At 38.0% G+C, this 14,197-nt stretch carries 10 protein-coding genes and 1 riboswitch; of the genes, 2 read left to right on the top strand and 8 right to left on the bottom strand.

The window, feature by feature from the left end:
- Nucleotides 1–71: 71 nt before the first annotated feature.
- Nucleotides 72–1,880, bottom strand: a complete 1,809-nt coding sequence (locus VB694_RS04980) for a proline--tRNA ligase (protein ID WP_323359211.1) — start codon at nucleotides 1,878–1,880, stop codon at nucleotides 72–74.
- A gap of 327 nt (nucleotides 1,881–2,207) precedes the next feature.
- Here VB694_RS04980 and VB694_RS04975 point away from each other — a divergent pair, with 327 nt between their 5' ends.
- Both VB694_RS04975 and VB694_RS04970 read left to right on the top strand, forming a co-directional pair.
- Nucleotides 2,208–3,068, top strand: a complete 861-nt coding sequence (locus VB694_RS04975; protein WP_323359210.1) for a Tab2/Atab2 family RNA-binding protein — start codon at nucleotides 2,208–2,210, stop codon at nucleotides 3,066–3,068.
- 207 nt (nucleotides 3,069–3,275) lie between these two features.
- Nucleotides 3,276–4,589 (top strand): TldD/PmbA family protein, encoded by a 1,314-nt coding sequence (locus VB694_RS04970; RefSeq protein WP_323359209.1) that lies wholly within the window; start codon nucleotides 3,276–3,278, stop codon nucleotides 4,587–4,589.
- Between the two features lie 449 nt (nucleotides 4,590–5,038).
- On the opposite strand, the gene VB694_RS04965 is transcribed toward VB694_RS04970, so the two are convergent.
- From VB694_RS04965 to VB694_RS04935, 7 genes are all read right to left on the bottom strand, one after another.
- On the bottom strand, nucleotides 5,039–6,532 hold the full coding sequence (locus tag VB694_RS04965; protein ID WP_323359208.1) for a biotin/lipoyl-binding protein: 1,494 nt from the start codon (nucleotides 6,530–6,532) through the stop codon (nucleotides 5,039–5,041).
- 69 nt (nucleotides 6,533–6,601) lie between these two features.
- On the bottom strand, nucleotides 6,602–7,651 hold the full coding sequence (locus tag VB694_RS04960) for an ABC transporter ATP-binding protein (RefSeq protein ID WP_323359207.1): 1,050 nt from the start codon (nucleotides 7,649–7,651) through the stop codon (nucleotides 6,602–6,604).
- A gap of 159 nt (nucleotides 7,652–7,810) precedes the next feature.
- On the bottom strand, nucleotides 7,811–8,842 hold the full coding sequence (locus tag VB694_RS04955; protein WP_323359206.1) for an iron ABC transporter permease: 1,032 nt from the start codon (nucleotides 8,840–8,842) through the stop codon (nucleotides 7,811–7,813).
- Nucleotides 8,843–8,904: 62 nt separating this feature from the next.
- Nucleotides 8,905–10,125 carry an ABC transporter substrate-binding protein gene (locus tag VB694_RS04950; RefSeq protein ID WP_323359205.1) on the bottom strand — a complete coding sequence of 407 codons (1,221 nt, stop codon included), beginning with the start codon at nucleotides 10,123–10,125 and terminating at the stop codon, nucleotides 8,905–8,907.
- A 133-nt stretch (nucleotides 10,126–10,258) separates the two neighbouring features.
- Nucleotides 10,259–11,131: a ferredoxin gene (locus VB694_RS04945; RefSeq protein WP_323359204.1), complete on the bottom strand. Its 873-nt coding sequence runs from the start codon at nucleotides 11,129–11,131 to the stop codon at nucleotides 10,259–10,261.
- A 70-nt stretch (nucleotides 11,132–11,201) separates the two neighbouring features.
- Nucleotides 11,202–13,307 (bottom strand): TonB-dependent receptor, encoded by a 2,106-nt coding sequence (locus tag VB694_RS04940; RefSeq protein WP_323359203.1) that lies wholly within the window; start codon nucleotides 13,305–13,307, stop codon nucleotides 11,202–11,204.
- Between the two features lie 383 nt (nucleotides 13,308–13,690).
- Nucleotides 13,691–13,834: riboswitch (cobalamin riboswitch) on the bottom strand.
- A gap of 220 nt (nucleotides 13,835–14,054) precedes the next feature.
- Nucleotides 14,055–14,197: mersacidin/lichenicidin family type 2 lantibiotic (locus tag VB694_RS04935; protein ID WP_323359367.1), on the bottom strand; the 143-nt coding region annotated here is incomplete at its 5' end.

Genomic DNA, 14,197 nt, shown 5'->3' with positions numbered 1-14,197 from the left:
ACCAAAAGCAGTTTAATTATATTTCGTAGTTGGTGCTTTAACTCTAAAGTGCCAACTACAAACTTACTCAATTATCCGGCGATCGCATCCTTAACCCATTGTTTTAGAGTATTGACAACTTCTTCAATAGGGATTTCTTGAGATTCATGGGTTGCCCGTTTTACTACTTCAACTTTCCCATTTGTAATCGCTCTACCTGTGACTATTCTCAAGGGAATACCGATTAAATCAGCATCTTTAAATTTAACTCCTGCGCGTTCATCTCGATCATCTAATAATGTTTCTACTCCGGCTTTGTTGAGTTCGGTGTAAAGTTTTTCCGCAACTGCGATTTGTTGGGCATCTTTAATGTTAGGAATGGTGACAATGGCGTGATATGGGGCGATCGCCACTGGCCAAATTATCCCATCTTTATCATAGGATTGTTCTACGGCTGATTGTGCTAACCGAGATACACCCACACCATAACAGCCCATAATTAAAGGCTTTTCTTCCCCTTGTTCGTTGGTATAAGTTGCACCCATCGCTTCAGAATATTTTGTACCGAGTTGGAAGATATGACCGGCTTCAATACCTCTAGCTGATTGTAGGGTTTGAGTTGAATCGTGAAGAGAGCGATCGCCTGGTCTTGCTTTCCGAATATCTACTACTAATTCAGGTAGCTTAAATTGCTCACCCCAATTTGTACCCACAACATGAAAACCAGTTTCATTTGCACCAGTGACAAAGTTATTTAATTCCACAGCGGTTTGATCTACTAACCGCACAAATTTTGAATTTACCTGCTTACTTCCAGCAATATAATCATCGCCTAAATCGGGAGCAATGTAACCTAAAGGTAAAGATTTTGCAGTCCAAGTGGCAATTATTTCTTGAGTGGGTACACTGAAAGAAAGAACAGTTTTAGCGCCAAATTGGGATGCTAATTTAGTTAATTCGTTTTGTAATTTGACTTCATTAACTTCCTGATCACCACGAATATTCACCAGAACCAAAACATTCAAACCATTATCATAAACAGTTTGATATAAAACGTTTTTGACAATTTGAGTTGGCGAACATTTTAAAAAACTACAAAGTTTTTCTATTGTGTCAGTTCCTGGAGTTTCGCGTTTTTCAAAAGTAGTAAAAGGTGAAATTTCCCCATCCGCAGGTAAAGAAACCGCCTTTTCTACATTCGCTGCATATTTGCCATCTTCAGTGTAGAGAACTTCATCTTCTCCCGCATCGGCTAACACCATAAATTCTGTCGAACCAGAACCACCAATAGCACCAGAATCAGCTTCCACAGCCCGAAAAGCTAAACCAGAACGGCGTAAGATATGACTGTAAGCGGTGTACATATCCTGGTAAGTTTTCTTTAAACTTTCCTCATCAGCATGGAAAGAATAACCATCTTTCATAATAAATTCTCTACCGCGCATCAAACCAAAACGGGGGCGAATTTCATCACGGAATTTAGTTTGAATTTGATATAAATGCAGCGGTAATTGCCGATAAGACCGAATCATATCACGGGCAACTGTAGTAATTACTTCCTCGTGAGTTGGTCCAAGTCCTAATTGTTGTTCCCGTCTATCAACCAAGGAAAACATGATCCCTTCAGCTTTCGTGTAAGTATCCCAACGTCCCGACTCTTTCCATAACTCAGCGGGTTGTAATTGTGGTAATAGACATTCCTCAGCGCCGGTAGCGTTCATTTCTTCCCGCACTATTTGAGAAATTTTTTGCAATACCCGCCACATTAAGGGAAGATAAGCATATACACCACTACCGATGCGACGGATATAACCAGCGCGGAGTAAGAGTTTATGACTGGGAATTTCCGCATCGGCTGGATCATCCCGAAGTGTAACAAATAACTTTTGTGAGAGTCGCATCGTTGTTCCTTTACAAATTACTAATTTGTTTATAGAGTAGCTGACGCTAAATCTTAGCAACTATATCAACATTATGATTGCCTGATGCTGTAATTTTGTTGGGACTTACGCATCAAGAGCAATGTAGGGTTAATTCCCTTCAAAAAGCAAGCTACATGAATTAACTCTATGGAAAATCAAGTCTTTCAGGTCGTGTTGGTGTTAGTCCTAATTTCAACTCGTCTTATAAAATCAGACAAAAGGGACTTTATCAAGATTCAATGCTCCTGTAGATTGGTACAGTGAAAATATAACAAAATAGAAACTCGGCAGATTTCACCGCAAAACATGGGCAGTATTTGGGAACTCGATTTTTACTCTCGTCCGATTTTGGACGCAAATCAAAAAAAAGTTTGGGAAATTTTAGTGTGTGAAAGTCCCTTAGATGTCCGCACTAAGACTGATTCCTTGTTTCGCTATGCTCAATATTGCCCTAGTACCCAAGTTAATTCAGTTTGGTTGCGGACGGCATTACAGGAAGCGATTAATAAAGCTGGGGAAGCACCAATCAAAATCCGCTTCTTCCGTCGCCAAATGAATAATATGATTACTAAAGCCTGTCAGGATGTGGGTATTCCGGCTTTACCTAGTCGTCGAACTTTGATGCTTAACCAATGGCTACAGCAGCGGATGGAGGAAGTTTATCCCCAAGAAGCAGGATATCAAGGGGGGGGTAATCCTTCCGTGCGGTTAGATAGACCTTTACCTCAACGTTTACCAGATGCCTTAGAAGGTAAACAATGGGCATTTGTGACATTAGAAGCCAGTGATTTTGCAGATATGCCAGAGTGGGAAATTGCCTTTGGTGAAGCATTTCCTTTAGAAATAGCGCAATTATCCCCAGAAACCCGCATTCCAGGGATTTTGATTTTCTCACCCAGGGCTTTACCCATTGCTGGGTGGATGTCTGGTTTGGAAATGGCTTATCTGCACTTTGACACTAAGCAAGGAGACAGATTAATTTTAGAAACCGGTGCTACAGAAAGCTGGGTTGTGGCAAATATTAGAACTCCTCAACTGCTTAAAGAAGCTCAAGGTTTTGCTCAAGCCAAGCAAACAGCCAATGGAGTGCATTTTATCGGTGTACAGTCTGATTCCCAAGCTCAATCTTTTGCTGGTTTTTGGCTGTTACAAGAGGTGAATTTATAGCTGGGGACTGGGGACTGGGGACTGGGGACTGGGGACTGGGGACTGGGGACTGGGGACTGGGTAATCAATTTTATTTTTACCAATTACCAATTACCCATTACCAATTACCAATTACCACTAAAATTACAACTGTTGAGGCACGCTGATGGGATAATGGACTGGTCTATCTGGGATTTACAATCCAAAATCCACAATTCATCAAGGTAAATGGGTTCTGCAAATTTGTCACAAGATACACTAGCGGAACAGCTGCTAGAACTGGCCATTAAATCTGGCGCGGAGGTTGCGGAAGTGTATCAGTCGCGATCGCTTTCTCGTCCTGTGTTTTTTGAGGCTAACCGCCTGAAACAACTAGAAACCAGTCAATCTGAAGGTACTGCACTGCGACTATGGCGAAACGGTTGTCCCGGACTTGCTGTGGCTTACGGTTCTGTAGATCCGCAGGTGATGGTGAAAAAAGCTCTTGCGTTAAGTCAACTAAATCAACCGGAAACAGTAGAACTCAATAGTAGTTCTGGGAAATCTTACCCTGATTTGGGGGAGTCTGTGCCAGTACAAAAACTCATAGACTGGGGTAAAGAGGCGATCGCTATTGTTCGTGATGTCTATCCTGATGTTCTCTGTACTAGTGACTGGGAATGTGATGTTGAAAATACTAGGTTGATAAATAGTAAAGGTTTAGATTGTCATTATACTGACACGACCCTCAGCTGCTATATGGCCGCAGAATGGGTCAGAGGTGATGATTTTTTAAGCGTTGCTGATGGACAAACCCAGCGAAATGAACTCAACCCCGATAAAGTAGCTCACCAAATTTTACAGCGATTAAATTGGGCGCAAGAAAACGTTTATACTCCTAGCGGTCGTCTTCCAGTGTTGTTCACTTCTAAAGCTGCGGATATGCTGTGGGGAACTGTTCAAGCGGCTTTAAATGGTAAACAGGTCTTAGAAAAAGCTTCTCCTTGGGCGGAAAGATTAGGTCAACCTATTGTTGCACCTACTCTCACCCTTTACCAAGACCCCCAAGCCGGTCCTTACAGTTGTCCTTTTGATGATGAGGGTAATCCTAGCAAGTCTTTGATATTTATCGAAAACGGAATTTTACGGCATTTTTACAGCGATCGCACCACTGGACGACAATTAAATACGGGTAGTACCGGTAATGGTTTTCGTCCTGGTTTGGGTAGTTATCCCACCCCTGGTTTATTTAACTTCCTGATCCAACCTGGTACTGCATCTCTACAAGAATTAATTCAAGATATGGATGAGGGTTTAATTGTCGATCAAATATTAGGAGAAAGTGGCGGAATTTCTGGTGATTTTTCCATTAATATTGATTTGGGGTATCTGGTAAAAAAAGGCCAAATAATTGGCAGAGTTAAAGATACAATGATTGCTGGTAATGTTTACACAGCCCTCAAACAAATCACTAAAATCGGTGGCGATGCAGATTGGAATGGTCCTTGTTACACTCCTTCGTTAATAGTAGAAGGACTTTCTACTACTGGGAAAAATAGTTAATTTAAGGTGACAGGTGACAGTAAGAAGGGGATAGGGAAGAGGTTAATTAAAAATTCTGACTTTTGAACCCACGAAGGTGGGTTTTGTCTGTGTAGCCGCGATTTCTAATCGCTTTTCCCCCTTTTCAGCAAACCCTACTAACAGATAGCTCAAACTCTTGCCTCTTGCCTGCCTCCACAAAAAGACTTTCTCCGCAAGCCCTAAATATTTGATAGAAAGTGAGCAATTGTATTAGGCGAACATCCTTATCTCACCTACCCTACAGGCAGCCCTTGACAGGCAAGAATTAACAAGCAATTGCATTGCTTGGTTTATTGAAGTTGTGTTTGATAAAAGAAGGATAAGCATTACCTAAACTTGACTACCAAAAATTCTTACAAAGCTGCTGTAAAATCAGTATTCTTTATGTGAATACAGCAATTATGAAAACTTGTGCAGTAGTAAAAACTTCAGAAGTTTGTGAGTAATCTGGTTTTTCTCAGAATAAATGTTAATACAGTCTCTTCCTCAGCAATAATATCCGCCATAACTTCCATTCCTGCTTGAATGGGATATTTTTGTAAATCTCTTTGCAAATGCAGCTTTTCGGGTTCAATTGTCACTTCAAAATAAGATTCTCCTGTGTTATTATCCTGGGGTAAAATCGCATCTGCTGTAATTGACCTCACTGCACCTTCAAGTATACCATAATCAGGGTAAGGATAGGTAGAAAATCGCATTTTTACTTTGCCTATTTGGCAATTTACCGCTTCTTGAGCATCACAAACAAAGACTTTACTAATATCAGCAGCAGTGACACGAGCTTTAATTACTAATGGGGTATAACTAGGAGCAATTTGAGCAATAGAACTACCTGAATTTACCACCTGTCCAGGATTTCGCAAATCTAATTTTAAAATAGTTCCTGTTGCAGTTGCACGAATTACAGTTTTTTGAATTTGTGTTAAAACTTGTTTGAGTTCTTTTTGGGTATTATTTATCTGATCTTGAAGTTCAATTTGACGTTGAACTAAACTTTCTTTTTCCTGCTGTAACCGAGCTAAATTAGTTTTACCATTAGCACGTTCAGTAGCTATTTTTTCTTCAGCTATGGAAATTACTGCATTACTAGGATTGAGAGATGAATCAGCTTTTTTGCTTCTAGCGATCGCAGATGTTAAAGCTTGTTGTTTTTGTTGAATAACTTGTTTTTGACTTGCTAATATTGCTTTTTGTGATTCTACAATTTGTGCTTGTTGAGTTGCAGCTAGTTGAACTTCTTCTAATTGATTTTGAGAAATTGAACCAGATTTAGCGATATCTTCATAACGTAAACGTTTGACTATTGCGGCTTTTAATCCTGCTTCTGCACTTTCTAAATTAGCCTGAATTGACTGCAATTCTAATCTTACTCGCAGTAATTCATTTTGAGAAATCTTTATATTAGCTTGTGCTTCTTCCCATTCACTTCTAACAGCCACTTTTCTCTCTTGATAATCTCTTTTTGTACCCTGTAGTTCAGCTAAAGCAGATGCAATAAGGCGTTGATTTCTTTCTGTTTCTGTCGCAATTTGCCGATTTAAAGCCTGAATTTGAGCATCTAATTGTGCAAATTGTAATTGAGATTTTTGCATATTTCCTTGAAGTTGATTTTTTTGATTTTGTAATTGGGTATCATCCAGAATTACTAAAACATCACCTTGTTTGACTATTTGATTTTCTTTAACAGAGATTTTTTTAACAGTTCCTTCTATGGCAGCTTCCACTATTCGCACTTCACCAGTAGGACGAACAATAGCAGATGCTTTGACAGTTTGCTGATATTTTGTGAAAGCGGAAATAGTCACAGCAGCACCAACAAAACCAACTAAAAATAATCCTCCTAATCTTGTCCAAATACCAATGTTAGGTAAGTATTCATCTGATTTTGCTGTTGGTAAAAAAGTAGGAATTGTTTGATTCATATTGTTAAAAAATATCTATTGATAACCTAAAACAGACAGCTTTAGTATTCACCATTATTTTAGTTAACACTAATTTATATCACATAAAAATTTAATCATTGCATATAATGAATCATAAACATACACATCTTTGTAATTATTGATAGCTGTAATTTGCCAAAAAGGTGCTTGAGATTTTGATATAACTTCTACGAAAAATTGTGTTTTTATAGCGTTTTGATTAAGAGATAAATTTTCACATTTTTTCACCTGAAAACCTACCCTTTGTAAAGCGCGAATAGTCCATATAGTCGTTATACCCTCACCAATTACTTGAACTTCTCCTTTGAATGGTGTATATAAATTAAACTCACCAGAAAACATATCAAATTCCACACCTTCACTTTTGAAAGTATTCGCAAATGCACCACTTAATACTAAATCTTCCGGTGCGCCTACTTGTAAAATTCCATGAGAATCTAATAACCAAATTTGGTCAGCTAACCGCAAAGCTAAATCTAAATCATGGGTAGAAAGGAGAATTGCTTGTTTAGTTTCCCTGGCTAAATTACGCAACAATTGCATAATTTCTACTCGCCGGGGTAAGTCTAAAAAAGCTGTTGGTTCATCCAGTAACATTACCATAGGAGACTGTGCTAAAGCGCGGGCAATCATAATTTTTTGTCGTTCACCATCACTGAGTTCACTAACTTGACGGGAGGCTAAATTTAATGCACCTACAGATTTAATTGCCCAGTGTACTATCGCTTCATCCTCAGCAGTCAAATTTCCCCACCAGTCAGTATAAGGATGTCGTCCCAAAGTTACCAAAGTATAAGCGGATAACATTCCCACATCAACTTTTTCTGTGAGAACTAAACTCAACCGTTTCGCTAAATCTTGGGGTGCTAATTTGTAAATATTATCATTTAAAAGTCGCACTTCCCCGGCTACAGGTGGTTGCATTCCGGCCAGCGATCGCAATAATGTAGATTTACCCGCACCATTAGGACCCAATAAACATACCAACTCCCCAACTTGCAAAGAAACAGAAATATCCGACGCAACACACCGAAAATTTTTTCGAGATGTTTGATAACCAATGGTTAAATTGTGGGTTGTTAAAATCGCATTACTCATATCTGTTGGGTTAGGGAACAGGGAACAGGGAACAGGGAACAGGAAGAGAGTTTTGGGCGATTTTACTTTTCATCACATACCTTTAAATTTTTCTGTTTACCTGACTTGAAAATAGATTTTCATCCCTCCTGGTGTACGCAGTTCATGATGGCTACTTAATTAGGATGGAAAAGACTTGCGGGAATTACGCCTTAAAATTACCCAAGTCACCACAGGAGTACCAATTAAAGCCGTAATTGCATTTAAAGGTAAAACCATTTGGCTTACTGCTAATTGAGAAAACAAATCCGCAATTAAAGCTAAAATTGCCCCTAAAATTATCACACTGGGAATTAAAATCCGATGATCAGAAGTATTAAACAAACTCCGACATAAATGAGGAATCGCCACCCCCAAAAAAGCAATCGGACCACAAAAAGCTGTAATTCCACCTGCTAAAATCGAAGCACTGGTAATAATAGAAAATCTAGTTTTTTGCACTGTTAGACCTACACTTTTTGCATAAGATTCACCTAACAAAAGTGCATTCAGAGATTTTGATTGCCACAACGCCATTAATAAACTTAAAAGTATCACTGGAATTAACACAATTAACTGCTTCCAAGTCACACCAGCAAAACTACCAAACGTCCACATAATATAATTTTGCATCCGTTCTCTAGTGCTAAATTGCAATAAAATACTCACAATTCCACTGGTAGCATAACCAAACAATAAACCTAAAATTAGCAGCGTCATTGTATCTCGCACCCGACGAGAAACAACCAACATCACACCCAAAACCGAACCCGCACCCACACTAGCAGCTATCACTAATGCAAAATCAGTAATGATTCCCAAATTATTTAATAAAGTTGGTGTAGTCACACTTGCAGTTAACACCACCAAGGCCACACCTAAACTTGCACCAGAACTAATTCCTAATACAAAAGGACCAGCCAACGGATTTTTAAATAATGTTTGCATTTGTAACCCACTCACACCTAAAGCAGCACCCGCTAAAATTGCAGTTACAGCTTTTGGTAATCTAAATTTGAGAATTATATTGGCGTGAGTTATCTTTTCTGGTTGTTTTCCCAGTAAAATATTGACAACTTCATCAACAGGAATCGAGACTGAACCCAAAGCCAAATCTAAGAGAAATATTAACAGCAAAGCTACAATTAGTAATCCCCATAATAAACCTCTCATGGAAAGATTATTTGGAATCAATAAGTGAAGATTAAAATATCTTTTTACGGCTTTCATAAACATTATTTTGGTAGTTTGCGATAATAAAATAGTTGATGTTCCGGCAACAATTCTGGGTGTAAAATCTTAATTAAATCTGCCAGTACAATATCTGGGTTACTAATTCCTCCTTCCCAATAATCATTACCACCATCGGCATTGACACGGGCATTATTATTATAAATATTGCCAGTTTTTACAGCTTGAAAATCACCATAGCGACTATCTTCTGCAACGACATCTTTTAAACTCTGCCAACTTTGGCGAGAATTTAACCAATAATCAGCTTTAGCTGCACGGTCTAAAACTACTTCAAAAGAAAGTGGTAAACTACCATTAGATTTATCATCATTCCAAAGATAATTACCTCCTGCATCATTGAGATATTTAGCCACATAACTTTTACCACCAGGCATAAACCAAGTACCTTTAAAATTAAAGCCAATAAATACCGTCGGCCGATTTTTTACAGCTTTAGCTTTCTCAGCTATTTGTGTATATTTATCGGCTATTTCTTGAAATATCTTCTCAGCTTTTTCTTCTTGATTAAAAAATAAAGCAGTAAATTTTAACCATTCACTTCTTCCCAATGGTGTATCTTCCATATATTCAGCATTTATCCCCACTTTCAAACCAGCTTCAGTAAGCTTACCGTAACTATCTGTTTGAGAATTTCCTGTACCAAAAGTTGTTACTAAATCAGGATTTAATTCTAATAATTTTTCTATATCCACATTGGAATTATTACCTACTGTGGTAACTTTTCCCGCTTTAATTCTCTCAATTACAGCCGGAGTATTCACTTGTTTGGTATTACTAATACCTATTAATTTATCTACCAATCCTAATTTATCTAAATGGGGTAAATGAGTTGTAGATAAAGCCACGACAGAATTAACAGGAACTGCGATAATTTGTGCTTGATTAAAACCTGGAGGTGTGGGAGTTCCACACTGAACCAAAACATATTGAAACTGAGTTTTAGCATTTTGCCAAGGATTTTTAATCGTAACTAATTTGTAATGATTATGATATTCAACCGTGAAACCTGTAGCATAGTTAATTTTAGCTTTGGTGGGGAAATAATCTTGATTAGGGTTATAGTTTTGAATACAGGCGTTATTAGTCGTTTGGTTAGTTATAGTATTATTCGTACTATGACAGGCAATAATAAACGTGGCTATCAAAAAAACTTGACAGAAAAAAAAGATTAACTTTGAATAAGGAAGTTTGATAAATTTCATTCGTGCTAAATATTAGTTAAATATTGAAATATTGTAGGTTGGGTTGAACGAAGTGAAACCCAACATTTTTTTGGCATTTTTTGGGCTTTATTTCATCAAACCTAACCTACTAAATGCTAAATCGCAAAATGAATTAAACCTTTTCCGGTGGATATAAATTTTCAGCCACCTTATTACCCTTAACTAAATGTTCATTAACAATATTTTCTGCCACATTAGGGTTAACACGAGTATACCAAGTTTTATCATTAGAATAGAAAACCACAGGACCTAATTGACAAACTTCTAAACAACCAGAAGTTCTCACTTCTATATCTAAACCTGCATTTTCCACAGATGATTTTAACGCCTCAAAAGTAGGTTGCCATTTGCGAGAAGGAAGACAGCGAGTAGAAGTACAAACTGAAATATAAGAATGTTTGAGAGGATTTTTATTAAAGGGAATTGGTTTAATCCCTAACACATAAATATCTCTCAATTCTTGATAAAGTGCTAACTTATCTAAATTAGGTTTCCCCTCCGGTAATAAATTTTCCCCATCTACCAAAGGATTAGGTAATAAAATCGTCATCAATTGTTCATCAGCACCATTCCAAAATTGAATTCCCCAACTTCTAGGATTTCCTTCTAGATTAAACCGCCGATAAAAAGCCGCACGAGAAACTAGACGCTGCTTCCTCACCTCCACAGGAGTTTTACACAAAGGACCACCAAAATTAGTATCAATACACAAGTGTAAATGCCACCCTTCAGCCGCCACCGTCAAATATCCATCATAGAGAATACATAGTTTTGGAGGTGCATTAAATTCCAACTCTAAAACACTACCTTGAACAATATGGGCAATTCCCACCTGCTGCCAATTTTGCTCAAATAAAGTATACATTAACGAAGCTAAAACATCACTCCCACAATCAAAATATTCATACTCAACATATCCACCCGTAGATAGATTTTCTGTTTCCACCTTATTAACTGGTTGCACCCAACAATTAAACTCAGCCATAACATATCCTCCTCATAATTAAACCCTCTAATTTCTCTCTGCGCCTCTGCGCCTCTGCGTGAGATAATTATTAAAAACTAGAACTCAAACCCACTTGAAAAACCCTACCCCCATCAGGAAAACCAGGAAATAACTGATAACGCTGATTAAACAAATTATCCAAGCTACCAGTCAACACTAGCCTATCATTAATTGGCACACGCATCTTCATATCAAAAGTAGTGTATCCGGGCAGAAATTCTGTATTTGTATTATTGGTTGGATATCCGTTTAAAGAATTCATCAGTAACCCCAAATACCAACCTTCGGGATTTTCATAAGACACCCCAAAATTTAACTTATCAGCACCTGCAAAACGTAATTCTTTGTCAACTTCTGCGGGATTACCACTTCTTAAAATACGTGGGTCATTGGCGGTATAATTGACAAAAGTATAAAAGTTTTTTGCCAGTTGTAAATTTAATGATGCTTCAATTCCTTGAGTTTGGACTAAACCAATATTTTCCCAAGTTCCTGTATTACCATTCACAGGTGGAGTGAGTCTTGTAAAAGCAATGTTGTCAGAAACACGGTTGCTAAAAAAAGTCAATCGCAATAAGCCAATATTGCCTATTTTTTGGTCAATCCCCACATCAAAACTATCGCCTTTTTCGGGTTTGAGTTCAGGATTACCAACATTAGTCGGATTATTATTAAATAAATTGGCAATTGTGGGAGCGCGGAAGTTTTTGATGTAGTTAGCTCTCAGGGTAGTTGCATCAGAAACTGCGAATTTTGCCCCTACAGATGGAGATGTAAATGAACCATTGACTAAACTACTAAAGTCTTGCCTCACTCCTAAATTTACGCTCAAATTAGGAGAAAACTGAATGTCATATCTACCGAAAACTGCCCCTTGACTGATACCATCATCATAGTTTACTCGTAAAGTATTTGTGCCGTAATTAAAGGAAGTATTTTGTACATTAGTATTACGATAATCAAAGCCATAAACTAAGGTTTGATTTTTGGCAACATTCCAATTATGGGTGATTTGCACACCATAGGAATCTTGTTGAGTATCAAAGCGATTTTGAGATGTGATTGCACCAGTCCGATTATCAAAACGATTGTTGATAAAGTCGGCGTAAACTCTCGCAGTTAGTAGTGAATCATCTCCTTTTCCTAATTTAGAGTTCCAGGTTAAATCGGTCAGAACTTGGTCTGTGTATTTACGATTATTGTTAGTGAGAGAGTTAAAAAATCCCTGTCCAAATTGAGGTGTGGGAATGGGTACACCTCCCGCTGTTCCCTGTTCTTTCCCTAAGTATAAAGTTGATAAAGCTAAGGTATTACGTTTGTCTAAATTGGCTTCTAATTTGATATTAAAATTGTTGAACAGTGCATCATTATTTTCTCTTGTTCCTTGAAAATTAGCTTCAGGAATGCTAAAGGGATAATTATTTTGTGCTTGGGTACGGTTATAACCAACAACCCAAGAAATATTACCTGATTTGCCACTATTTTGAATGCTTTGTTGGTTGAGTCCATAGGAACCAATGTTCACTTTAGTTGTGGTGGTAATTTTATCTGTAGGACGACGGGTAACAATGTTAATTACTCCACCAATTGCATCTGAACCATAGAGAGTTGAACCACCTCCAGGTAATACTTCAACTCTTTCAATATTATTACTGGTAAATTCTGAAAGGTCGAAACCTCCACCACCTAAATTATTAATTGGTCTTCCATCTAATAATATTAAGACTTGTCCGGTGTTAGAACCGCGAATAAATTGACCACTTAAAGCGTTAACTTCTGTTCCAACAGTACCATCACCCAAAATACCCGGTAAAAATCGCAGTGCTTCTCTAACTGTTCTTGCACCTTGCGCTTCCATTTCTTCCCCAGTAATGACGTAAACCGGACGGGTAGAATCTTTGACTGTTCCTTCTCGACGAAATGGTGAAAATACGGGTTCGTTGAGGAGTGTATCAATAACTGTCAGTTCTATATCAGGTTCTTCTTCTTCTTCTTCTGCTTGTGCTATCTGTTGCAAGTCTTGGGCGGAATTTTCTGAATTTGGTGTAACTTCTGTGGCTATGGTGGGGCAATTTTCCCATAATATCCCGGATGCAACAGTCAAACTGGAAACCAGTATTCTAGTTCCCCATCTGGCAATAAACTGAGTACGCATTGGTAATTGAGACCCTGTATAAATAAAAATTGTTTGTCAGCAAAAAATTTTCAGCCAGCAGGAAGATAATAATGATTATTATTATCATTTTTTGGCGCATTTTACAAGCTAGTACCGCTTCGCGGAAGTCAAAAGTCAAAACAATGAATTAGCCTCGCGCTTCGTGCAAGCATGAGCAAAGCTGGCTATGGAAGGGGATAATGTCAATATGCGAAGTGAAGGTTTGTATCTATCACCTTCTAAATAGCTATTGATATGTGTAGGAAAAACTCTACAATCTCATAGAAATTTCTATGGTATCGCCTATATTTGACTCTATGAGACAGTGATACTGTTTGATGAAGAGAGTGTTAATTGTGTTATTCATCCGTACCTCGCAGATGGGAGTAGGTTGTCATTGCGGCGGGCATTCTGACTTTGAAGTGTTAACTTCATTACAGCTGCGGGACAGTGCTGGATTCACACCAGGCTTTCCCCGTTTCCTCTGATGGCTGTTCCCCATCAGAACCGTTACTGTGGAATATACCACAGTAGTAATGTGGAGCTTCACCAAGTTTACAAATTGTAAAGTAGTCTGTGCGATCGCATCAATGAAATTGTTTATTCAGGATATTCAACTATTTTTATATCACTACCAACTTACAGAAATAGTGATTAGTTACAAATCAAATCTCCAATTCTGGAAAATGGTATCACCTATTGCTCCTATAGTTTACAAAAAAGTTGAATACCCTGAAATATCCCTAATTAGATGCTAATTTCTTCCACACCAATGAGGTTTTTACAAGAGCGAATTGGTGTGTGGAAAGGGTCTCCACAGGTTGTACAACCACCAGAAACAGAAGACATATCTTCATCATTTAGTTCCACTAAACCGGCGGGGTTTACAG

The organism is Anabaena sp. UHCC 0451, assembly GCF_034931405.1.
Classification (GTDB): Bacteria; Cyanobacteriota; Cyanobacteriia; order Cyanobacteriales; family Nostocaceae; genus RDYJ01.
The sequence above is the reverse complement of the archived record's forward strand: the minus strand, read 5'-3'. Positions and strand labels throughout refer to the sequence as shown.

What these genes read in the sequence shown, in the direction of transcription:
- VB694_RS04980 (WP_323359211.1), bottom strand. Translation starts at nt 1,880, where the DNA reads ATGCGACTCTCACAAAAGTTATTTGTTACACTTCGGGATGATCCAGCC.
- VB694_RS04940 (WP_323359203.1), bottom strand. Translation starts at nt 13,307, where the DNA reads ATGCGTACTCAGTTTATTGCCAGATGGGGAACTAGAATACTGGTTTCC.
- VB694_RS04975 (WP_323359210.1), top strand. Translation starts at nt 2,208, where the DNA reads ATGGGCAGTATTTGGGAACTCGATTTTTACTCTCGTCCGATTTTGGAC.
- VB694_RS04945 (WP_323359204.1), bottom strand. Translation starts at nt 11,131, where the DNA reads ATGGCTGAGTTTAATTGTTGGGTGCAACCAGTTAATAAGGTGGAAACA.
- VB694_RS04965 (WP_323359208.1), bottom strand. Translation starts at nt 6,532, where the DNA reads ATGAATCAAACAATTCCTACTTTTTTACCAACAGCAAAATCAGATGAA.
- VB694_RS04970 (WP_323359209.1), top strand. Translation starts at nt 3,276, where the DNA reads ATGGGTTCTGCAAATTTGTCACAAGATACACTAGCGGAACAGCTGCTA.
- VB694_RS04950 (WP_323359205.1), bottom strand. Translation starts at nt 10,125, where the DNA reads ATGAAATTTATCAAACTTCCTTATTCAAAGTTAATCTTTTTTTTCTGT.
- VB694_RS04955 (WP_323359206.1), bottom strand. Translation starts at nt 8,842, where the DNA reads ATGAGAGGTTTATTATGGGGATTACTAATTGTAGCTTTGCTGTTAATA.
- VB694_RS04960 (WP_323359207.1), bottom strand. Translation starts at nt 7,651, where the DNA reads ATGAGTAATGCGATTTTAACAACCCACAATTTAACCATTGGTTATCAA.